The 22,735-nt window shown below is 55.0% G+C and carries 18 protein-coding genes; 11 read left to right on the top strand and 7 right to left on the bottom strand.

Annotation, left to right across the window (positions count from 1 at the left end; genetic code table 11):
- Nucleotides 1–105: 105 nt before the first annotated feature.
- From BLR00_RS11100 to BLR00_RS11085, 4 genes are all read left to right on the top strand, one after another.
- Nucleotides 106–768: a thiopurine S-methyltransferase gene (locus tag BLR00_RS11100; protein WP_074632572.1), complete on the top strand. Its 663-nt coding sequence runs from the start codon at nt 106–108 to the stop codon at nt 766–768.
- Nucleotides 769–853: 85 nt separating this feature from the next.
- The gene (locus tag BLR00_RS11095) at nt 854–1,597 is read left to right on the top strand and encodes a 3-oxoacyl-ACP reductase family protein (protein ID WP_074632570.1); all 744 of its coding nucleotides are present in this window, start codon (nt 854–856) and stop codon (nt 1,595–1,597) included.
- A 245-nt stretch (nt 1,598–1,842) separates the two neighbouring features.
- Nucleotides 1,843–2,556: an NYN domain-containing protein gene (locus BLR00_RS11090; protein WP_074632567.1), complete on the top strand. Its 714-nt coding sequence runs from the start codon at nt 1,843–1,845 to the stop codon at nt 2,554–2,556.
- A 156-nt stretch (nt 2,557–2,712) separates the two neighbouring features.
- A complete protein-coding gene (locus BLR00_RS11085; protein WP_074632564.1) occupies nt 2,713–4,116 on the top strand; it encodes an adhesin in 1,404 nt (467 codons plus the stop codon).
- 120 nt (nt 4,117–4,236) lie between these two features.
- On the opposite strand, the gene BLR00_RS11080 is transcribed toward BLR00_RS11085, so the two are convergent.
- The 3 genes from BLR00_RS11080 to BLR00_RS11070 all read right to left on the bottom strand — a co-directional run bounded on the left by BLR00_RS11080 (nt 4,237) and on the right by BLR00_RS11070 (nt 8,111).
- Nucleotides 4,237–4,779: a c-type cytochrome gene (locus tag BLR00_RS11080; protein ID WP_256324122.1), complete on the bottom strand. Its 543-nt coding sequence runs from the start codon at nt 4,777–4,779 to the stop codon at nt 4,237–4,239.
- Between the two features lie 169 nt (nt 4,780–4,948).
- A complete protein-coding gene (locus tag BLR00_RS11075; protein ID WP_074632561.1) occupies nt 4,949–5,407 on the bottom strand; it encodes a ferritin-like domain-containing protein in 459 nt (152 codons plus the stop codon).
- Nucleotides 5,408–5,765: 358 nt separating this feature from the next.
- Complete coding sequence (locus tag BLR00_RS11070; RefSeq protein WP_074632559.1) at nt 5,766–8,111, bottom strand: S8 family peptidase; 2,346 nt, start codon at nt 8,109–8,111, stop codon at nt 5,766–5,768.
- Nucleotides 8,112–8,341: 230 nt separating this feature from the next.
- On the opposite strand from BLR00_RS11070, the gene BLR00_RS11065 reads away from it, so the two are divergent.
- A complete protein-coding gene (locus tag BLR00_RS11065) occupies nt 8,342–9,352 on the top strand; it encodes a zinc-dependent alcohol dehydrogenase family protein (protein WP_074632556.1) in 1,011 nt (336 codons plus the stop codon).
- 37 nt (nt 9,353–9,389) lie between these two features.
- Here BLR00_RS11065 and BLR00_RS11060 read toward each other — a convergent pair whose 3' ends face one another.
- Nucleotides 9,390–9,710, bottom strand: a complete 321-nt coding sequence (locus tag BLR00_RS11060; protein ID WP_074632554.1) for a hypothetical protein — start codon at nt 9,708–9,710, stop codon at nt 9,390–9,392.
- Nucleotides 9,711–10,024: 314 nt separating this feature from the next.
- Here BLR00_RS11060 and BLR00_RS11055 point away from each other — a divergent pair, with 314 nt between their 5' ends.
- From BLR00_RS11055 to BLR00_RS11035, 5 genes are all read left to right on the top strand, one after another.
- Nucleotides 10,025–11,035 carry a zinc-dependent alcohol dehydrogenase family protein gene (locus tag BLR00_RS11055; RefSeq protein WP_074634270.1) on the top strand — a complete coding sequence of 337 codons (1,011 nt, stop codon included), beginning with the start codon at nt 10,025–10,027 and terminating at the stop codon, nt 11,033–11,035.
- Nucleotides 11,036–11,065: 30 nt separating this feature from the next.
- Nucleotides 11,066–12,337: an NAD(P)/FAD-dependent oxidoreductase gene (locus BLR00_RS11050; protein WP_074632552.1), complete on the top strand. Its 1,272-nt coding sequence runs from the start codon at nt 11,066–11,068 to the stop codon at nt 12,335–12,337.
- 228 nt (nt 12,338–12,565) lie between these two features.
- Nucleotides 12,566–13,162: a polysaccharide deacetylase family protein gene (locus BLR00_RS11045; RefSeq protein ID WP_074632550.1), complete on the top strand. Its 597-nt coding sequence runs from the start codon at nt 12,566–12,568 to the stop codon at nt 13,160–13,162.
- Nucleotides 13,159–13,632: a hypothetical protein gene (locus BLR00_RS11040; RefSeq protein WP_074632549.1), complete on the top strand. Its 474-nt coding sequence runs from the start codon at nt 13,159–13,161 to the stop codon at nt 13,630–13,632. The genes BLR00_RS11045 and BLR00_RS11040 overlap by 4 nt, the downstream gene beginning before the upstream one ends.
- A 432-nt stretch (nt 13,633–14,064) precedes the next feature.
- A complete protein-coding gene (locus BLR00_RS11035; RefSeq protein ID WP_074632545.1) occupies nt 14,065–14,673 on the top strand; it encodes a tetratricopeptide repeat protein in 609 nt (202 codons plus the stop codon).
- 75 nt (nt 14,674–14,748) lie between these two features.
- Here BLR00_RS11035 and BLR00_RS11030 read toward each other — a convergent pair whose 3' ends face one another.
- Entirely contained in the window at nt 14,749–15,942 is a 1,194-nt protein-coding gene (locus tag BLR00_RS11030) for a hypothetical protein (protein ID WP_074632543.1), read from the bottom strand.
- A 129-nt stretch (nt 15,943–16,071) separates the two neighbouring features.
- A complete protein-coding gene (locus BLR00_RS11025; protein ID WP_256324121.1) occupies nt 16,072–19,299 on the bottom strand; it encodes a hypothetical protein in 3,228 nt (1,075 codons plus the stop codon).
- Nucleotides 19,300–19,763: 464 nt separating this feature from the next.
- Between BLR00_RS11025 and BLR00_RS11020 the strand changes: the two genes are divergently transcribed.
- The gene (locus tag BLR00_RS11020) at nt 19,764–20,444 is read left to right on the top strand and encodes a hypothetical protein (RefSeq protein WP_074632538.1); all 681 of its coding nucleotides are present in this window, start codon (nt 19,764–19,766) and stop codon (nt 20,442–20,444) included.
- Nucleotides 20,445–20,623: 179 nt separating this feature from the next.
- On the opposite strand, the gene BLR00_RS11015 is transcribed toward BLR00_RS11020, so the two are convergent.
- Nucleotides 20,624–22,639, bottom strand: coding sequence for a multicopper oxidase family protein (locus BLR00_RS11015; protein ID WP_256324120.1), 2,016 nt, complete (start codon nt 22,637–22,639; stop codon nt 20,624–20,626).
- Nucleotides 22,640–22,735 lie beyond the last annotated feature (96 nt).

The raw sequence follows: 22,735 nt of genomic DNA, 5'->3' as shown, positions 1-22,735 counted from the left end.
TCTTGTTGCATCGATCAAGCCTGATTCCATCGAAACACCGCCAAGGACCATCCATGGCATAAACTACCCATTTATCGAATCAAAATTAATGTATATGATAAGAAAATGAAAAAAGATTATTGGCTGGAGCGTTGGAAACGGGAAGAAACCGGTTTTCACCAGGACGAGATTAATCCCTATCTGCGTCAATACTGGCGGGAATTACATCCTGTCCCTGGCAGCGAGGTATTCGTGCCGCTGTGCGGCAAAAGCCGCGACATGCTATGGTTGCGCAAGCAGGGGCATACGGTGCTGGGCGTGGAATGGAGCGCCATGGCAGTGCAGGCATTCTTCAAGGAAAACGGGTATACCGCGCATCACGTGACCGGCGAAAAATTCGATTGCTACGAAGCGGATGGGATCCGCATTCTGTGCGGCGATTTTTTTGATTTGAATAAAGATGACCTGGCGAAAGCGGGCGCGGTGTATGACCGCGCGTCACTGGTCGCGCTGCCGCCGGAAATGCGCGAACGTTATGTACGTCATTTGCTGGGCATCCTGCCGCCCGCAATACAAATCCTGCTCGTTACGTTCGATTATCCCCAGCCGGAAATGGAAGGGCCGCCGTTTGCGGTTTCTCCCGGCGAAGTGGAAGCGCTTTACCATAAACAGGCCGAGATACGCCTGCTGGCGCAACCGGATATACTTGCCCAGGAGCCACGCTTTCAGAAACGCGGTCTTAGCCGGTTGCGGGAAAACATCTTCCTATTGACATCGCAAAACGCTTGAATAGGAAGCGGAGCTTGATGCACACCACCTTTCCGAAGAAATCCAGGCACTGATTCCGTTTCTTACTCCCTAATAGGAGGAACTCATAAACCTTATACTTCAAAATAAATGTGCGTTAATTACTGGAGGCAGTCGCGGCATTGGCGCCGCTATTGTCAAACGTCTCGCGCGCGAAGGCGCCAATGTCGCGCTGACCTATGTCAGCAAGCCTGATCAAGCCAACGAAACAGTGGCGGCGGCACAAGCGCTGGGCGTGCGGGCATTGGCAATCCAGGCTGACAGCGCGGATGCCAAGGCGGTGGTGGCTGCCGTGGAGCGAACGGTGGAGGAACTGGGCGGCATCGACATTCTGGTGAACAATGCCGGCATTGCCTTGATGGCGCCCATTGATGACTATCGTCTCGAAGATTTTGACCGTATGTTGGCGGTGAATTTGCGGGCGGTGTTCGTGGCCACGCAGGCCGCGGTACGGCACATGAAGACGGGCGGGCGCATCATCAATATTGGCAGTTGCAACGCCGATCGCATGCCATTCGCGGGTGGCGCCGTGTATGCCATGAGCAAGGCCGCCCTGACAGGATTGGTTAAAGGGCTGGCGCGCGACCTCGGCCCGCGCGGCATTACCATCAACAATGTTCAGCCGGGGCCGACGGACACCGACATGAACCCCGCCAAGGGCGATTTTGCCGAGATGCTGCGGAAGGTCATGGCCCTTCCACGCTACGGTAGCGTCGACGAAATCGCCGCGATGGTCGCGTATCTTGCCGGACCCGAAGCGGGTTTCGTAACCGGCGCAAGCCTGGCGATCGATGGAGGATTTACCGCATAGCGTATGCGTCGCCCGGCTCTGTTGCAGCGTTACCGACGAGCAGCCATTGCAAGGTATCGAGCAATAAAACCCATCCAGTCAGGCAGGGCGAGTTCTTATTGAACTAAAAAATCTGCGCCAGCCAATACATTTGGTATAGTGTCGTTCGCCAATAATGGCGTGGTGCGGTTTTATACGGGCGATGAACGGAGTGGCTGTCATCTATCTTCCACCCATCACATAATTCGCCGGAAGGGAGTAGGTCAGTGCTGGATAACCAGGAGGATCGTGTCGCGGTGCTGGTGGACTGCGATAACACCTCGCCCGAGATTCTTGAGTATGCGCTGCGCGTGGTTGCCCAGTTTGGCCGCGTGGTGGTACGCCGTGGTTACGGAAATCATGCGACGCTCGCCAATAAATGGCAGGAAGCCCTGGTGCGGCTGGCCTTCACGCCTTGCCTCCAATATCAATACGCATCGGGAAAGAACACAGCGGACATAGCGCTTGCGCTGGATGCCCTGGAAGATCTGTTCGACGATAGAGCCGAGACCTACTGCCTGGTCACCAGCGATTCTGATTTCTCCTACTTATGCCGCAAGCTGAGGGAGCGGGGTTCCAAGGTATATATCGTTGGCGAGAAGAAGACGCCTGATGCGCTGCGAAATGCCAGTGATCAGTTTTTTGAGTATCAGCCGCCGGAATCGGAAAGCATCAAAGCTCAACCTTCCAAAGTCAAGAAACAGCGCCCCAAGGCGCTTGTCGATGCCGTTTCATTGCTGGCCGCGGATGCCTCGGATGATTGGGTCGGGTTGCCGATATTGGGGCAGTATATGCGCAGAACCAATCCGGGATTTTCGCCCCAGCAATTTGGTTATTCCGGGTTGCTGGAAATGATTCGGACTTACCCGGAGCTGGTGATCCGCAGGGATGGGGGCAGTCACTGGGTTCAACTGAAGGAAAAGGCCGAGCGCGAGGAATAATGGAGCTGGATGGGTCGCCAGGTTGCCGAAGGCCGCATGATTATCGGAGATATTGACCGCCTTCCTGGACAGAGGGAAGGGATGCTTTTCAAGACCGTGGCGTTATAGTTTAAAATAATGATTTTTGATAATTCTTAATTAGATCGGACTACCTGGATGAAATTTAATCAGAAGAAAAGAGAAACCTCCTGGGCACGCATGATGCCCCTGGCATTTGCCCTGGCCCTTGCTGCCTGCGGTGACGGAAGCGGGCCCGCATCGGATAACAGCGGCAGCAACAAAGGTGGTGGTGGCGGCAAGCCGCAAACGGGCCCAGCCACCGGAAGGCTGCTGGATACCGCGGTGAGCGGCGTCGCCTATGCTTCACCCGGCGGTTCCGGCACCACGGATGAAAACGGAATATTCAAGTATAATCATGGAGATACTATAGAATTCAAGCTGGGTGGCCTGAGTCTTGGAAAAGTGAAAGGTGCGGCTATTGTTACGCCGATGGAATTGGCTGGCGATAATGAGAACAGAGTGCGAAATCTGCTTATCCTGTTTCAGTCCCTTGATGCGGATGGCAACCCCGAGAACGGTATTTCCATTCCCGCGAGTGCCGCATCCGCCGTCAGTGCCTCGATCAATCTTGACGGTGATCCTGCCGCATTCGCCGCATCACCCGAATTACAGAAGGTGAGAGAGGCGGGCGGCGTCGCCGGCCCGGTCAAAACCCCGGCACAAGCCAGAGCCCATTTTCTTGTGCAGGGCATGAAGATGCTCGGCACCGGCATCTGGGTTAAACATGACGATACGACTGCTTCCGTTATCCGCATTTCAACGGATGGCACTGGCGAGTATTTGCAAGGAGAAGCCTCGCCGGATGATTCCTGCGATACCAACCGTGTATGTGGCGGCAACCTGGTCAGTAAGGCCGGCGTGGAATACGGTGCAGCGCGTCTATCCACGATGGATACCAGGGGATTCAAGTTCGCGGCGCAACCGGTAATCGATACCAATCTTCATGCCGGGCTGTCGAACCCGCGGCCAAACTGGCGAATCCGTACCGATGGTTCTGACTTGATTACTTCGGATATTTTTACGGTGCAAAGGAAGCGGGAACAGAAGAGTCTCTTTGGTGAACTCTTTCATATCGCCGGCACGCTGGAGATCAGTTCGTCGAAGGAACCTATCAAGACGGAGGTCAAGGAGATCCGTTTCTTCAAGATGGAGAATGATCCTAAAGGCATTGTCGGTGCCTGGGCGGCTGATGCGGCTGCCATCAAGACTCCAACCTACTTGTTCTTTTCCAACGGGAAATACATGATGATCGACCCCATCGGGGATGTCGCAAGTCCAGGCCATGAAAGTTGCGGTGATCCGGGTGTCGAGTTTGCGTCGTACACTTACGATGCGGGTAGCAAGGCGCTGAACATCAAGGGATTTACTTACGATAACAATGGTTGCTCGGGCTTCTCCGGAACCGAGACAGCGTCGTTCAAGCTGGGTGCCGATGGCAATACCGCAACGCTGGAGACAAAGGCGGGTGCTGCGCTGACATTGCACCGGGTTTCCAAGTAGCGGTTCCTACGCGCCTGCAAATCGCGAGAGGACGGCGAGATACCCCATATTGCTGGGTTACGTGCACTAACCCGGTAGTGAAGGAGAATAGGGGTATCCTCCTGCCGCATTTTGCGATACCTAATGTTTATGGTGATGGCCTGGACTCGATACGGTGAGTTCCCTGTATTGCTCCGGCGTCATGCCGCTTAGTTTGCGGATGAATGCGACCATTCCCCAAATGGTTTCATCATCGTGGGTAAAACCCCAGGCGGGCATGGCAGTCATCTTGATGCCGTGCTTGATCACCAGAAAATGTTTTTTGGCACGATTCAGCGTCTGCTCTTCGTCGGTCTCAGGCCTGCGCTCATGAAATATGGGCGCCTGCGGATAAAGTCCCTGCGCGAGCTCGGTGGGCTCGCGGCCTGGTGCCGAATGGCATGCGGTACACATCGCATCATAGTTTCCCGCCCCTGCTGACAGAAGGTTCCGGTCATCGAGCGGAGGGACTTCCACACCGTTTGTTCGTGCCTTGATCGAGCTTTCGCGAATCCATTCGATGACTGCTTCCGTCACGGCCCAGTGTTTGCTGGTAGCAAAAATATTGTAAGCCCCCAAGCCCAGCGCAACGATGCCGATCGCCAGGAATGACATCAACATTATTGCGATAGTTGTTATTTTCATGTTGTAGTGTAACGTTTTTTACCGCGGTGACAGGGTGTCTTGTTGCCAGCGGCAGTGTCCCGTCGTCCCGGCGCCTCGTAGGCCTGTGGCCAACGAAACTGCCCGCATGCACTCCGGATTCGAAGATCACGCGATGGGGATTACTCAATGCACGGTATGCCGATGACGTTCAAGTCGCCTTGGAATGTCTGGCTGTGTCGCGCATCTGACGCACGCGGTCGTGATTTCTTTTCGCGCCATCCAATTGTGTGTCGATGAGCGCGCGCAACTCGCCCGGCAATTCTTCCCGCAGCGCATTTTCATAGGCCACCACGGCGGCGGCTTCGCCTCGCTCGCATTCTTCAAGCACGGTAAGATTGTCCTGGCTTATGATCGCCGTTTTAAGGTTAACCCAGGCGCGATGCAATGTGCCCGTTAAAGTGCCGTCCGGATCGGGATCGCCCCCATGCCGCCTGACCTCGGTGTTCAACTCGTGAATGGCTTTTTCGCAGCTTTCGGCGCGATTCCGGAAATATAGTTTCAACGCCGCGTCGTCCACGTCCTCCGCACAAGTCCTGAAGCCCTCGGCGCCATCGCGTGAAATCTCGATCAGGCCATTCAGCACGCTTACGATTTTGGCGTTATCCATTTTATTCTCCTGAGAATAAGAGCAAAGATACAAGAAAGTAACCTTTTGATCTGTACGTTGAAGCACATTCCGTGCGTCGGATGTTGAAAGTGATGTGACTATGCCGCAGGTGGTCGCTCGCTCAGTTTAAACCCAGATAATCCATTAGGCGGCTCTTCCGAGCCTACCCGAGTGCTGGCGGTCAGTTTGCGGTCATTTTCGCCGCTTGTTTGTCGTCCATAGACCAAGCTATGGACTTCTCGCAACCGGCAAAACTGTCTCGCAACCTGCCTCGCCATCACCTTGCGTCCTAATGGATTATCTGGGTTGAAAATGAGGAAAGATCAAGTTTCAGCCTTAAGCTCACCTGTTTTGGACGCTACTGTGGTTGCCGTTGTGGTACCAGTCTCCACGTAACCCTGCCGACTTCCTCTCCCTGGTAAACCTGGCGCGCGAAAAGCTCGAACTCGTGCTGACGCTGTTCCTTGGGTATCTTCACGAGCAATCGCAGCGGGATGCGTGCTTTGGCGGGAAATACCACCTCGGGGAACCGGGTGCGGCCGCAGTGGTTGATGGGGAGGTGGACGACGCGGCATCCTTCGGCGTTCGTGAAGGGCGTATACGGCATGAGGCGGGGACGCGCGCGAATGAGTTCGGCAAACTCTGAGGGGAGTTCCAGCACGGCCTCGGCGCGGGCGGGAAGCCGCATCACGATTTCAAGGCGCATTCTGCGTGCCTTGTCCGGCGCGCCTGCTGCGAGGAAGGGTAGAGGCACGTAGTCGGGGGGATTGGCGCGCGGCGGCGGCATGTTATCGACGATATTGAAATTGCGCCAGGTGACGTTATTATTATTGCGGATGAAGGTGGTGAAGTTATCCCAGTCAAGAAAATCGGCCGGTGCGGGTCCGGGGTCGCGTGCGGTGCTGAGGATGCCCACAAAGCAGTAGTGCCCCGGCGCGGGAATCGCCGCCGAGGGCCAGGTGATGCCATCCGAGACGGTCAGCAGGTCCCCCATCGGCACGCTTGGCAGCGTGACCGATCCCAGCAGGGTCCAGAGATCCGGCGTAAGGAGTGTGGAAGGTGGCGCCCAATAGACGGTAGCTGCCACATCGGTGGCGTCGGAGCCGCCCCGGTTACGCATGCGTACATAGACGAAATTATCCTGTCCGGCTTCCGCCTCGTAACCCAGCGTCATATCGTTCTCGGTGCCGCTGCCGGCGCCGAAAGTGCCCTGCGGGTCCGCGACGGACGACTGCCGCAGGATGATGTCGGGGCTGGACGAGATTGCGCCTAGATGGGGGTCGCCATTATCGCCAACGAAATCCCGCAGGTAGACGTCGGGTGGGAGGTTAAGCATCATGCCGTCGATGATGGCGCGCAAATTGGGCATGACGCCGATGCGGTCCGCTGCCGGATTTTGCGATGGGGTTCCGTTTGCGGGATCGGATAGAAGAGCGCGCATCTGCGCCGGATCCAGGCGGTCGCCAGCCGGGCTCGCCTGGAACAGACCCTGCACCGCGAGTGCCGCGCCGGTGACAATGGGCGAGGCGCTCGATGTGCCGTTGAAACCGGTTGTATAAAGATTGGTCGCGGTATTGGTGCCGTCAGACGAAAGCGTATCCACGTTTTCGCCCCAGCCATAGCAATCAATACGGCTGCCATGGCAGGAGAAGCCGAGCCGCGCGTGCGGCGCGGTGGAACTTGCAGCGCCCACGAGAATGGCGCCGGAATCCAGAAAATCCGGGCTTGCGCGGTTGAATATCTGCTGGCCGCCGGGGTTGACCACGGTATCGAGATCAACGCCACCATTGCCCCCCGCTTCGACCACGACAATGCCCAGCGATGTCGCAAGGCGGATCACGTCGAAAACCGCCGGTTCGATCTCGACCGGAACAAGGTTGTAGCCGAAGAGGTTGGTCTGCGCCTCCAGCAGCAGCACGTCGCCGAAGCTCATGACCGCGATGGCATCCAGGATCGGTTGCGCGGTACTGTATCCACCCCCTGGCAGGTGCTGGCCGACGCAGCGGATGGAAGCCAGCGCGGGCGTGATGCCGACGCAGCCTACATTATTGTCCACTGCGGCGATTTCTCCCAGTACGCCGCTGCCGTGGAAGAAGAAGGAGTGATTCAGACCGGAGATGAGGGTAATACCGTGCGCAGCAAGATCCTCGTGGTTGAAGGTCCACCCCCATTCCATATCCACCAGCGCCTGCCCGGCGCCATCGCCGCCGGGAAAATTCCATGCGTATTCGGCGTCGATGCCGTCGGGCGCAGGGTCGAGATAGCCCTGATTGACACTGCGCGGATCGTCCGCCGCATTGACGAAGGGTGGCTCGACCGGTGGCGGCTCGACATAAGCCGTGGCCACGGATTCCCAGCTGGAGAGTGCTTTCGCGAGTGCCTCGGCATCTGCGCCGGGCGGCGGCTGCACGGCGAAATAGGCATTCAGGTTGGCGGGCCGGAAGGCGGGGTCAAGCCTTCGGGCCCGTTCTGTCAGCGCCGCAAACTGATCCGGCTGCTTGAAGGTCAGAAGCGGCTCCAGCGTAATGCCCTGGAACTGTGCCGCCAGCGCCTCCCAAGGCCCGGCGCCACCGGCCATTACCATGCGGGCTGCGTTTTCTCCTGGCAATTGGACGTGATCCTTGAATTTTACAATTACCCTGCGCCGGTAGCCTGTGCCGGGTTGGGGTTCGCCTGCGGGGATTCCTTTATTGTTGGTCGCCATGATTGTCTCCTGGACCTGTAAGCATTGCTGTAAGTAATGAATAGCATGTATTGAGGGAAATGCAAGGTAGGCTCATGCAGCCGGATGGAATCACTGTAAGATGAAGCCTCTCTTTTGCCTTGACAATTCAAATCTGTCATCTAACTTAACAGTGTGGCTGAATTTTTTAAACAGCGTCCAGTGTGGGAGCGCTTTCGCCATAGGACGGATTTAGAATAAAGGAATCATCAATGAAAGCTTTTCAACTCAGGGAAACCCATGGCATAAGGGACTTGATATTGCGCAAAGACCTGGAACAACCCGAACCCGGTCCCGGGGAGGTACTGCTTCAGGTACGTGCCAGTTCTCTGAATTTCCGTGACTTTATTGTTGCTCATGGACGTTATCCGTCTGGGGTCAAACCCCTTGTCATTCCGCTTTCGGATGGCGCCGGTGAGGTGGTCGCGACCGGGCAGGGTGTAAAAGCCGTTCAGGCCGGTGATCGCGTTACGGGCACCGTTTTTCCGGATTGGATATCCGGGCCTTTGACACAGGAGATTTTTCAGTGCTCCCTGGGCGGGACGGTCGATGGCATGCTGGCCGAATATGTCGTGCTTCCCGAGCGGGCAGCGATTCCTTTTCCGGCGCATTTGAGTTATGAGGAAGCGGCAACGCTGCCAAATGCCGGTGTGACGGCATGGCATGCGCTGGTGGAAGCCGGGAAAATCCACGCCGGTCAGACGGTTCTCCTGCTGGGCACGGGCGGGGTCTCTTTATTTGCTTTGCAGTTCGCCAAGCTGCATGGCGCAATCGTTATCCAGACTTCAAGCAGCGACGAGAAGCTGGAGCGGGCGCGGGCAATGGGCGCCGATCACCTCATCAACTACCAGAATACGCCGGATTGGGACAAGGAGGTGATGAAGCTGACCGGTGGCCGGGGCGTCGATATCGTGGTGGAGGTTGGTGGCGCGAATACGCTGGAACGCTCTTTGCGGGCAGTACGATTTGGGGGCATTATCACGTTGATCGGACTGGTTTCGGGTTTTGGGCAGATCGATCCGCTGCCATTGATGCTGCGCTCGATCCGGTTACTCGGTATTCACGTTGGCTCCATTGAAATGTTCCATGCGATGAATTGTGCCATTGCCGCTTCCGGCTTGCGGCCGGTCATCGCCCGCACATTTACTTTCGATCACGCCAATTATGCGTATCATTATCAACAAGAGCGGGATCATATCGGAAAGACAGTAATCACCCACTGAAACACCGGTCTGGTCCCGGTGGCGCGGCCGCTTTGCTTCACTGGCGCAGCCAGTAAATCACGCCATTGAAATCGACGGGACTGAACGCTGCCTTGGAAATATCTGTTGTATCCTGTTCTTCCATCGTCTTTTTGTATTCTTCAAAGTCGCTGTCGCGAATCAAATCCGCACCGGGCGCGTAGGTCGAGAACGAAGCAACGGGCTCGATATTTGTCTCGAACGCATTCAGCGCTTTTAATTCTTTTGAATACTCTTCAGAAAACCGGTAGTTCAATGCCTGCTTGAGCCAACTGATGCGCGTGCGCAAATCCCCGGAATTTATGATGCTCTCTGTATTGGTGATGGGTTTTGATTCCATGAATTTGTTTCCTTATGTATCTAGGGCCTGTTATTGTAACGGCTCGCGTTTGGTCGCGTTTGGAAATGGCCGGGGTTAATTCGACGCCGTTTTGAGCGCACACCCACTGCAAATGAAGAAGCGCTCTGGTTCGCAAACGATAATATAGGATTATCATATAGCACGACAATATCCGGGGCCTGTCATGAAAGCAACTCGTCTTCACGCCTGTGGCGATGTTGATCAATTCAAGTACGAGGATGTTGTCCGCCCATATTCAAGCACTCAATATTCTTTGCGGTTCAACCCGCGCACATTTCCGCAAGGGCGAAATCATGACTATCAAGGTAATCTATGTACAGCCAGGCGGCGGATTTGATCGCGTAACGCTGGGCACCTGCGATTCATCCACGCCGAAAGCCGGCGAGATCGTGGTCCGAATCCGGGCGAGTTCGCTTAACTACCATGATTACGCGGTGGTCAGCGGCATGTGGGCGCCGTCAGTGCCTCGTATCCCAATGTCGGATGGAGCGGGGGAGATCATCGCGGTGGGTGAGGGAGTGACTGACTTCGCAGCAGGCGATCACGTCGTCAGTACTTTCTCTCCCACCTGGCTGGACGGCGAACCTGAGGTTGAGAGCATGGAGACCGTTCCGGGCGATGGCATTGATGGCTTCGCGCGCCAGCAGGTGACAATGCCGGCGACCGCATTCACTCATGCGCCGAAGGGCTATAGTCACGCGGAAGCGGCGACACTTACCTGCGCGGGATTGACGGCATGGCGGGCATTGATGGTGGACGGCGCATTGAAACCCAGCGAGACCGTACTGGTTCAGGGCACCGGCGGGGTTTCAATATTCGCTTTGCAATTCGCCAGGATGGCGGGTGCGACGGTAATCGCCACGTCGTCGAGCGATGAGAAACTCGCCCGGCTTAAAGCGCTGGGGGCAGATCATCTCATCAACTACCGTGAGGATGAAAACTGGGGCGATTCGGTGCGTCGATTGACAGGAGGGCGCGGTGTCGATCATGTCATTGAAGTAGGCGGACCGTCAACGCTGGCACAGTCCATGGTAGCGGCGCGCATCGGCGGACACATTGCGGTGATCGGCATTCTTTCCGGTGTGACAGGGACGCTGCCCTTGCTTTCGGTATTGACACGGCAGTTACGCCTGCAGGGGTTGGTCGTTGGCAGCCGCCGCCAGCAGATGGATATGATTCGCGCGATTGACGCCACCGGTTTGCGGCCGATAATTGATCGTCATTTCGCGTTGGAGGAAATCGTCGAGGCTTTCCGCTATCAGGAAACCAACCGGCACTTCGGCAAGATATGCCTCGATATTTGAAGGCTCCGGTGATTTTGTTGTCGTAAAAAAATGAAAAGAGAAATTGTCGTCGTAGGAGGTGGTTTTGCCGGGATAAATCTGGTGAAGCATCTGGCCAATGAGACGGGTTTTCATGTCACGCTAGTCGATATGAATAACTACAATTTCTTTTCTCCATTGCTGTACCAGGTGGCCACGGGTTTTCTGGACGTGTCCAATATCTGTTACCCTTTTCGCAAGCTGTTTCATGACAAGAAGAATATAAGCTTCCGTTTGGGTAGTTTGCAAAAGGTTGTTCCCGAAGAAAACAAGGTACTTTTATCCACTGGTGAATTATTTTACGATTACCTCGTTCTTGCCACCGGCACCGAAAGCAACTATTTCGGCATGGAAAACATTCGCAAGGCCGCACTTCCCATGAAAACGATGGATGATGCCATAGAAATACGCAATTACGTCCTGCAGAAAATGGAAGAAGCCACCATTGCGACTGATGAAGCGAAAAAGAGGAAACTTACTACCGTGGTGGTAGCCGGTGGCGGACCTACCGGTGTGGAGATCGCGGGTATGCTGGCGGAAATGCGCAAAAATATCCTGCAAAAGGATTACCCCGAATTGGCTGGTCATAAAGCACATATCTACCTGGTGGATGGCGCCCCCGCGTTATTGACATCGATGAGCGGGCAATCACAAAGGTATACCTATGACACACTAATGAAAATGCGCGTGAAAGTGCGGCTGAACACGCAGGTAATGGATTATATAAATGATGCGGTAATCCTTGCGAATGGAGAGGCCATTCAAACCAGAATCCTGTTCTGGACCGCAGGTGTCATCGCAAGGGTATTCGAGGGCATGCCGCTGGAAAGCTACGGGCGAGGCAACCGGTTATCTGCGGATGAATATAACAAAGTGGCTGGAACGCGGAATATCTATGCTATTGGCGACACCTGTTTACTGGCTTCCGATGAGAGTTTTCCCCAGGGACACCCCCAGCTGGCGCAGGTAGCGCTTCAGCAGGGTAAAAACCTGGCTGATAATTTTATCGCCTCACTGCATGGCAAGCCATTAAAGCCGTTTATCTATCATGACAAAGGCTCCTTGGCGATAATCGGAAGAAGCAAAGCGGTGGCGGACCTCCCCAAACCTGAAATACATTTCAACGGATTCATGGCGTGGGTAACATGGTTGTTTGTACATCTTTTTTCCTTGATTACGTATCGCAACAGACTCATGACAATGACTAACTGGATGGTCGCCTTTTTAACGAAGGACCAGTCCTTGAGAATGATTGTCAGGGCAAGGCCGGTGCGGAAGAAGTAACGGTTAACACCCGTCACGCGCAGGATATTGAGCAAGCGGATAGTGAAATGATATCTTCAATATTTTCGCCGCATTACACCGCGCTGATATGACTTGCTCCCTGTATTTTCTGCAACTCCCCAAAAATGTCCTATATTGAACAAGCGGTAAAAGAAATCAAATTTGAAAGCCACGGTAAGGGCGAAGGTGGTGGTCAAGATCTGATCGTTTAATTTATCCGGGGGAAAAATGGTTGGGGATGGAAAATCGGTAATCTTGTCATTCGATGACGGGCCAGCACCTGTGGGCGCGCTGGAGAGCATTCTGCAAACGTTAAGGGCGAATGAGATCAAGGCGGAATTTTATGTGCTCGGCAACGAGGTGAAGCAGTATCCCGAGGCGGCGAGGATGATCGTCCGCGAGGGGCATGATATCCAGAATCATTCCTGGAGCCATCCGGATCTGGCGAGGGCGACGGAGCGAGACGTGCGGTCCGAGCTGGGGGATACCCAGAATATTGTTGCCGACGTTACCGGGGTGACGCCAACAAAGATCCGCCCGCCGTATGGAGCGGGGGGATTTCGTGGAAATCTCGATCCGGAGCTGGTCGAAGTTGCCGACGACTTGTCGCTAACTATTGTGACATGGGATATCGACACCGAGGATTGGAAAGCGCCGAAAGGGCTCGGTACTGAAAAGATAAGAAATATCGAGGCACAGTTTACGCAGCAGTGGCGCAAGGTTTCGTACAACATACTCATGCATGTGCAACCGGCGACGGCCAGGGATCTGCCTGCCTTTATCTCGCAACTGGAGGAATGGGGCTACACCATCGCGGAACCATGATCGATGGCTGGCGGGGCACTATTCCCTATGCGTCCGTGCCGCTATTCACATTGTTGTTGAGCCCGGCAACGGGCTTTTCGCAGGAATACAGGGAATATCATTGCACGCCCGACACTCAGTATGAGTGCATAAGCGATCGGTGTGAAAAGATAACCGATGGTTTCCAGTATGCCGAGTCATTCATCTATAACACGAAAAACGGCGAGCTTTCGGCGTGCCTGTGGACCAATTGCTATGCGGCAACGGCGACGACGGTAAAAGATGCGGCTGACGGAGCCCTCATCGCGATCGGCAAATTGAAACCGGCCGCGCATCCCGGCAATGAACCGATCATTGTTTCATTGACGATCTCTAACGGTAACAGCGATATTGCCGGTGAAAAAGCCAGTCACTTCACTGCAGTCTGGGGCTATGGAGGTAAAGGATTGATGTTGGACACGGGTAAGTGCGAGTTCCGGAAATTTTCATGACGTTGACGGGCATTCATGAAGGAATATGCTGGACGATGGGTCGCGTTATACGCTGCCTATTTGGCTGGAAAACCGGTCAGGGTATGTAGGATGGGTGGAGCATAGCGTAACCCATCATTGAATCCGCCTTCCTCTTGTTTCGATCATGATTTGATATGCCGTGTTATGTGTGATCTTGATGGGTTGCGCTACGCTCCACCCATCCTACCCGGGATGTATGATACATATATGGAATAAGCGCGACAGGCGGTCTTTCCGGCAGTATGTTATTGCTCCCAGCGTATTTGCCCCCGCCGATGCCGGCCGCGATAAATAGCGATTAAATTTGATTAGCATTTAATGTAATATAATCAACAAAGGGATGGAGGAGTGCATCATACCGGCAATAATCAGATTATTCTTATTCAGCGTCGTCAGATCAGGGAGAAATACATGAAGCGATTCGTTCCAGGCGTCATTGTCTTACTCAGCTTGGCAGGTTGTGTCTCCGTCAGCGAGAAATCACCGGGTGACACTATGGAGGCGGCGGCCGCCGTCCGGGACAAGGGGGATTGGGATGCGGCACGCAAAATTTATGCTCGTTCATTCACCGATACCAATCTGGCGCAGACCAGTCCCCGCTTCAGGGCTGTTCTCCATTATGAATATGGCCGCTCCCTTGGGGTGACGTGCCGTTTTAAGGAGGCGGAGCAAGAGCTTACGGCTGCTCATGACCTGGACAAGAAAAGCGGAGGCGTGTTTTATATCTCGTTGACGGAACTGGCGCGGCTCAATCTTGCTCAAAAAAAATATACTGAAGCTGTCGCTTACTTTGAAAGTGTATTAACCGAATTGGAGCCCGAAATCGCTTCCAAAAAAGCGCCCGACTTCTACGTTGCCGTGCTTGACGATTATGCGTTGGCCCTTTCCGGGGCCGGGCGGTCGAAGAATGCCGAAACCGCCGCGAAGCGGGCCGCGGAGATCAGAGCAACCGCACCGGCGGCGGAATCATGGGCAGGCGCTGACCGCACCCCCTACGGTACGCAATGCGCTAAAACATAAATAATACGGTAATCGGGCAGTAGATGGAGAAGGCGTCAATGAGGCCTTCTCCATCCTGGCGAGAAGTCGCGGTAACTACTCATTTCCAGCCGCTTTCTTGCCCAGGTAGGCGGCCTGGCCGAGGCCGAATATGGAAAGCAGCGTTGCGTCGACATCCGGCATTGTGACTACCCGGCGAAATTCGATGTGATCCATAAACTCAACCGCAGAGATCGCATAGATAATCACCGCCAGGATAGTGATCGCCACCATCTGAAAGTCGCCGAGGTCGGTGCGATTGGAATCGTCGGTGACTAGATCCAGAACCCTGGGGGCATCGGCGCTGGCCTTCATATCTGTCCTGCCCTCCGAGGTGGCTTTTTCGACCTTGCCGACGGTTATCGCTTTGGCAGCCGTAAAACTGAGTACACTGATTCCGGAAAGGATAAGCAGGTTCGGCGGGATATCCACTCCGCCTACGTAGCTCCAGCCAGCCGCAAAGATGCGGTGATATACAATGGCGATGTAAGCGCTGATAACGAGCGAAAACCAGAGAACGGTCTGAAATTTTGAGCTGCTATAGCGATTGTCCGTACCCAGAAAGAGCGCAGTCGGGTGGCCCTTGGTGAATATGTAAGCCAGAATGTAGAGTGCCGCCATGGCACCGATGAGTGACCACCAGCGCGCGGCACGCCCCACCGATTTGCTCTGCCACTCAAGGGATTTTACGGAGTTGATGCCATCCGTGGTATTGATGCCTCCACTGCGCACATAAGTTGCCATGATTCCGTCACCGGGACGCATGGCCGATACCAGCGGTTGAAACTGAATGCTTGTCTGGAGCGGAACATTGACTTCGTTCTCGGGTTCATCCAGGTTCCGGGTCCTGACAATGAGCCACGACATATCAGTGGCGATTTCCTTGATGGTGCCGATGACGGTCGCGCCGATAATCTTGATTTCTTCCCTGAGTATATTGCCTTTGGGCGTTGGTTCGTAACTCAGCGAAACCAGATCCCCAGGCTTGGGCTTTGTGAGGTAGGCCGGGGCCTGTCGATCAGCAGGAAGAAACGTTTGTACGTCTCCGCTCACCGACTTTACTTCCAGGGGTTCCACCTGAATAACGATGCCATCGAAGCTGGGTGACGCTATTTTTGGATTTTGCACCTGCGATCCGGCCTGCCCTGCCGCAGTTTCGGTAATCCCAGGCGATCGCACCGGATCCTGCGCGTAAAGAGGCACCGCGATCAGAAGAAAAGCGAAGGCGAACATACATTTTGGCTCAAGCATGACTAATCCTCATCTGCGCAAAAACCGGCTGCCGTGAATTCTCATGGGCAACTACTTATTATGCAACATAGGTTATAACCTGGTTTAATGCAAGGAAGTCCTGTTCTTCCCCACGCAGGTTGAGGTTCCTCAGAATGCCGTCGCCAGATACTCAAACAAGAGTACGAGGCCATATCCCCCGGACGGCAGCGCGATCGCGGCACCGAACACCGGGTGCTGGGTGAATGGCAGGAAGGCGCCTCTTTGATTGTTCCTGATCGCCCCAAGTGTCCACTCGATCTCGTGCTTTTGCGATTCCCCATACGCTGTTTGATCCGGTAGTTCAAGAAGCTTCTTTTCCAGCCGTTTGATGGCTTCCCGTTTGGCCATTTCGGCAGAACGCCGCAATGCCATCGCATTGACGACAACGAGGATCGCATTGAGGGCGAAGATAATGACGAGCGCGGCTGGAAATCCCCAGTTGTCGAAGTAGTTGTGGCGGGCGAGTGCCAGAAGCAACATGATGACGAAGGGAAAATAGATAAAATTGCCTATGACCGTTGTTCGTTCGGCGACCAATTCAATGCCGAGCCACTCATCCAGGTTGTCTTTGTCCATGCTCGTGCCCGTACTATTGCCTCGGCCCCGTTCTTTGGCTATTTTTGTAAGCGATCCATCGGACCACTGGATTTTCTTGATGGCGACACACTCCACCCATCTGCGGCAGAGCCGCGTGGCGTCTATCATATAGAATATCAGGATCAGCATCATGACTACGCTCAGGATTATGATAGTATCATTAATTGCAAAGCAGCCCTGGCCGCGGCAGGGCGTGTTGGGAAAGCCGAAAAGAACCATCATCAGAGATGCGAAAAGCAGCGCAAGCGCCACTTGCGGCACGCCCCGCATGGCAAAGTTTCCCAGCTCCCCCAGCACGGCGTATTCCCGCCAAAGGCGCGCGGCATTGACCTGATCCGCCATTTGCGGCCGCCAGGTATGTATTCCCACGCTACGGCGAAGTGACCACCTGGATAAGGCGGGAGAATTACAATCCAGTTTATCCACGGGCGCGCCATCTTGGTCTGTGAGATTAAAATCACGCGCCAGAATGCTCTCGTTGTCTTTCATCTTTCGCCAGGAATACCAGAGAAAGATCGCGCTCATCACCAATGCGAGCAGGCGAATTGACGCCGCCGGCCATGCGCTGATTCCTTCAGTCAGGGTGAACGGCTCGTTCTCCGCCGGATTCGGTACCATCCAGGTCATCAGTGCCGCCACGCCGTAACCCGCCGCGCTCGCCATGGCGAGGCCCAGCCAGAACCATTTGTTCGAAGCAAGCTTGAGGCAGGCATCTGCCACCGCGCTGCTGATCAGCATGGCGGCGAGGACAAGCACAACGGCCGCGAGCGCCATTCCACCCATTTGTTTCAGGTTTCGCCATGTGCCGGAATGAGCCTCCAGATCCGGACGCTGCGCGTGGATGCTTGCGTAATCCGAAGCCTGAGGGCCAATGCTTGTTTGGATATCGGTGCTGATATCAAAGGCGCCGTGCCGCCCGATTTCATATAATCGTGGTGCTACATTCCCGGAAAATATCGCCGGCTGCGGTTCTTTGCCCATGTTCACGCTCAACTGGAAGCAGTCCGGACAATCCGCTCTTGCCGAAAAATGCTCCAAGGCCCATAGGGCCGCATAAAACAGCGATGTCTGGTAATTATCGCGGAATGGAGGGATGGGTGTTTGCAGCGCTGGCTGGAGCTCCAGCCCAAAGTGCGAAGCAACAATGAGATTACGTGTGAACTGCCACTGAGGAGGGTAGGCCAGTCTGGCGTTAAGATCGGTAGTGAAAAAGATGGCGCGAGGGAATGTCTGGCGCAGTGCCTGCAGAATCAGGAGCTTGTCATAGACATCGCTGCCCAGCACGCCGATTGCCTTGAATTCCTCTCCGCTCTTTGCTTCCTCCTGTTTCAAAGCCGCCGCCAGTCTGAGGAGATAATCCAGTTGACCGCGGCCTTCGGGGCGCTGTCCGGCATTCTGCTCAACATCCTGAGAGGAGCCTTCGTACCATGCCTTTACCTTGGACTGAGCGCCCTCTTTTTTCTGGTCGTCCTCTTTCGCCGGTAATTCGCCGTCAAGTCCTGCAAGGTATGAATGCGGGGTTATCCAGCCGGGCCATTCGTCTCTACGCAATTTATTGATTTCGGATTCCAGCGCCGGGCCGGCTTTGCCGGAACCGTTATTCATCGCCACCGCCGCAAAGGTACGTGGAAGCGAGCGGCCATAAAGCGTATCCCATTCCGAAATCAACGCGACTTTCGGGTTGCAATCCTTGTCCGGGCAAGGTTCCAAATCCACCCGGCGGCGCTTCAATTCCTGTAGAAGGTGCTCCGCCAGCATGGCATCCGTCTTGATCGTCCTGATAAACTCGATTCTCGGATACTTGAATAGTTCTTCAACGGTCCTCTTTGCTTCCGGGCCGCCGCTGTGCAAACCTGGTGAGCCAGGCTGCATGGGCGGATAGTCCAGCAGAAAGGTATCCTCCGCCGTTGCCCAGGGGGAATAGAATTTGAGATGTTTTAACGTACTGAAAGGGGGATTTGCGAGAAGGCTGGATTGCATATTGCGCAATTCTTTCAGCATGGCGCTCAGGGTTGCGGAACTTCGCGGCCCCAGTACGCTATATACGGGTTCTATTTGCGGCAGGCTTTTGCCGAGTGTTTCATCAAGATGCGCCAGCAGTTTATCCAGCCGTCCGAAATCCTGGTCTTTGAGCCATACGACCAAAACGTGTTTTCCATATTCCTTGTCCCGGAGCTTTGCCTTCGGGATAAACAGCTCGACCGGGATCAGCAGGGAAGACGCATCGGTTTCCAGCGCTTTTTCCTGATCCCACCTGAATATGCGGATGTGCTCACCCGACTCCGGCACATAGCCTGCCGCACCCAAAGCCGATACCATGGCGTAACGATCCCTGAGCCGGGATTCGACGCCATTGACATAAGGGCTTCCGTCCACGAATACCGGCACGATACGAAGACCGGATCGAATGCCAAATTCCCCGATGACCTTGATCAGGTTATTCAGTGTGTGCGGGTCGTCGGTCAACCCTGGTTGTTTTGGTTGTTTCGCCTCCTGGAGCCGATGTGTTTCCACGGCTTCGAATGGGTCCTGCCACAGGCGTGCCTGCACCACGCCCTTTTCCAGAGACCCTTTGCTTGCTATTTCCTTGTCGACGGGCCGGGAGGTTTTGAGCGATATCCCCTCGTAGATGAGGAAACTGCTTACGATCGCCACCAACGCAAAGATCCCCGTTAGCGGCAGTTTGGATTTGTCGTCTTGTTGTTCCGCCATATGAAAGGTTTTTTCGGCCGGCTGCATGCGCGCGTGATGCACCGGCTGCTGGTTATGCGTCGTAATTATTTATAGCATGGATGGCGGTAAAAACCCATTACGCCGGTGATTTTTACGGAGTTGGGTGATGTACCTGCCGCAACTGCCGCGCACACAAATAACTTCAGGGATGGCTGGCAATTGCATGAGGTTGCTATACTTGTTTAGTTTATTGTACAAGTGAGATGTTGAATTCCTGTTGTCTTATTCAGCAAAAATCGACAAGCGCTATACGGGATTCAGAATTACGGATAAAAGGAAGCGCAAGATATGCGTATCGTGAATTTCTCCGAAGCTAGGAATAGTTTAAAAGACGTTATTGATCAGGTTGTTGCGGACGCGGGAAGTTGCACGGGCGATGACAACGGGATGTGGCTTATTGATACCCTGCGCCGTATGTCCAGATGCGCGGGTAAAGACCATAATCCCCTCGGAATCACGAGGAATGAGATATGCATATACTGCCACGGTATTCCGTTATTCTGACGTTATGTGCCACTACCATCGGCTGCGCCGGTTTTCGGGGCGGATGGGAAAGTGCCGCTTACGTGGGTGATGCGCTTCCGGCCGCATTGATTGAATCAAAATTGCAGCAGGAAGCGGGTGAGAGAACGTTGGATCTGCCGGGGGTGAAGCTGCAAGTGAAGATCGACAATCAGTTGCGGACCTACGATACCCAGATCTTCTTTGGATTGCCGCTTTCAGTCGATCCGCGCAATGTTTATCCTAAAAATCATCGACCAGGCAAGACACGAATTTTCGTGAACGTGACGCCGGAGACAGGTGCATTTGTCTTCCGGCCCCTGATGGCCTCGCTTGTAGCCGGTGACAAGCAGTATCAGGCGGTGCGGGGATACCAGTTCGGCATGTGGGATACTACAAAGAACGAGTGGCAATTGGTCGAAAGCGGCGGGAAATGGGAGCATCGTGATGTCGGCACCGAATTTGTGCTTGCCAGTCCGGGTACCCGCTACCTTCTGTCGCTGGAGTTTGATGTTCCCGTGCCGTCGCCCGAGTCGCATGATATTGCGCTCGACCTGTCGGCCGCGCTCAGGGATACGGAAAATACCGGAAACCCGCCGTTGCCACTGATCCGGTTTGCACCAGTCCGGTGGAAGGAGGGGTACACGTGATCATGCTCGCCCGGCATCCCATCTATTGATCCGGTGGGAAAATAGTACAAACTTCATACCGGCGAAAGCTGGTATCCAGCGGCGTTCAAAACACACCACTGTTGGCTCGGACTGGATTCCGGGTCAAGCCCGGAATGACGAAATTGATAGTATTTTCTCGATAAACCAACAACCTGTGATTAGTGATGGCCGTGGCTTTTGCTCCCACCGCCATCCGGCAGGGCAATGCGGACGTTTTGCATCATTCCCTGGTCTTCATGGTCCAGGATATGGCAGTGCAGCACGAAGTCGCCGATGTAGCGTTGATAACGGGTGCGCACGACCAGTGTGTACTGGCCGGGCAGCTTGCCCGGCGGCACCAGGTTTTTCACCCATAGCGTATCTTTCCATACGCCCTTCAGCGCGCGATATTGCGGGTCGGGTGCGTCAATCGAATCCACGGCGTCGGCAGTGCTGACGTCCTTCCCGTTGGGGTCCAGAATCTTGACGATCTGGAAAGGATTGACGTGTATGTGGAAGGGATGGCTGACGAAATCGGACTTCAGCGTCCATTCGTCCACGCCGCCCAGTGTAAGCACCCGGTCGATTCTGCCCGGATCATAGGGCTTGCCGTTCACCTGGAATTCCGCCGGACTCTTATTGACGTCTATATTGAACCGGAGCTCCTGGGTGCCGGTAACCTCGTTATCCTTGATGTCGGCATGCGGCACGAACTTGGTAAGCTTCAAGCCATCGCGCAGGTCGCTTGCCACCCTCGACTGGATGGAATCGGGCATGTTGACCTTGGCCGCGGCGACGAGCTCGCTGGTCAAATAGGCGGTGATGTCGCGAGGAACCGGGTGGCCTGGATCGACGGTGACGAGGCCCAGCAGCTGGCGTGACGGTGGGGCCTGTTCCACGCTCGCGGATGGTGGAGCTGCATCGTCAATTACGCAGTAAACGCCCGCTTGAGGAAAAACCATCAGTGTATCCCAGCGATAGGCGGGCTGATAGACAGCGACATTAGTCTTGATCACGGCCTTTGTAGTCAGCCCATCCGCCGCGATCAGGTATTGCGGCAGTGCCGGACCGGTACAGTTCTCTTGCACATAGGCATTATGCTGGGCCGCCGTTAACAGGGCGGGGCTGCGGCCGCCTTCTTTGAGTTTGCGGAACTGTAGGTTGATGGTGTCGCGAACGCCGCCATGGATTACACGCCAGTGTTCAATCTGCCCCGCTCTGGCGCCGCCGAAGGTGGGGAGAACCTGGCCATTGATACTGGTGTAGCGGCCCGAAGCGGGCCACGTGCCAGGGCCGAACTGATCGTATCCTTCGATACCGCCGACATCGTCCGGATCGCATTTGTAACTGCCGTCCGCGTTTGTCTTGATCTTCCCCTGCGCGTCGCGGCAAGCGTACTGGATCTGCTGCATGACCAGCAAGCGCTCGATGAAAGGCTGGGTGTTAGTGGGTGCCAGCAAGGTGTCGATATCACCGTTCGATTCCTGCGAGGGGTAGCGCGTGCCGCGGATAACGAGCGCTCCGGCCATGCCGCTGGCTACTTGCAATGCAGTGGAACCATGGCGATGCGTGTGATACCAGAATGTGCCCGCCGGATGATCGGACGGTACCTTGTATTCATACTGGAAGCTGACGCCGGGGTTGATGGAGATGAGTACATTATCGCCATTGCCTGCCGGATTTACCCATAGGCCGTGCGTATGCAGGTTTGTGCCGTTGAAGCAGTGGGGTATGTTGACATCCTTGCCCTCCTTGATGCAGCTTGGGTCCGGGGGAAGCTGATTATGCAACGTCATGCGGATCGTCTCACCGGGCAGGATGGAGATGGTGGGCGACACGTAGGGAGCGTCAGGGTTGACCCCTTTGCCCTGATAGCTTCGCAACTTCACTGCGTCGTAGCGCTGTTCGGCCGGATTCCAGATCTTGCCGCTGGTATAGGTGACGTTTAGGTCCAACGCCGCCTCGGCCGCCGGTGCGGGTACGCCCTCGGGTGCGGCCATGCGCGCTTCTTCCCGCGGTCTGGCCGGGCGGATGATCTCCAGCAACGGTGGATTTTCCACCACACGAGTATTTTCCAATCGATCTTCCGGCTGGGCATTCGCCAGGGATGCCAAGGCGCACAATGCGAATGCGGATAGCGCAAGGGCGCGGAACGAGGTACGAATTAAACCTGAATGGGGTAGTTGATCGCTCATTTAATAGACCAGTAATAATGATTAATAAAAATATTTCATATTATTCGACTTTCATCTTTCGGATGAGGCCCACTTCCCTGCGATGCGTATTTTCGG

It is taken from the genome of Nitrosospira multiformis (assembly GCF_900103165.1).
Classification (GTDB): Bacteria; Pseudomonadota; Gammaproteobacteria; order Burkholderiales; family Nitrosomonadaceae; genus Nitrosospira; species Nitrosospira multiformis_D.
The sequence above is the reverse complement of the archived record's forward strand: the minus strand, read 5'-3'. Positions and strand labels throughout refer to the sequence as shown.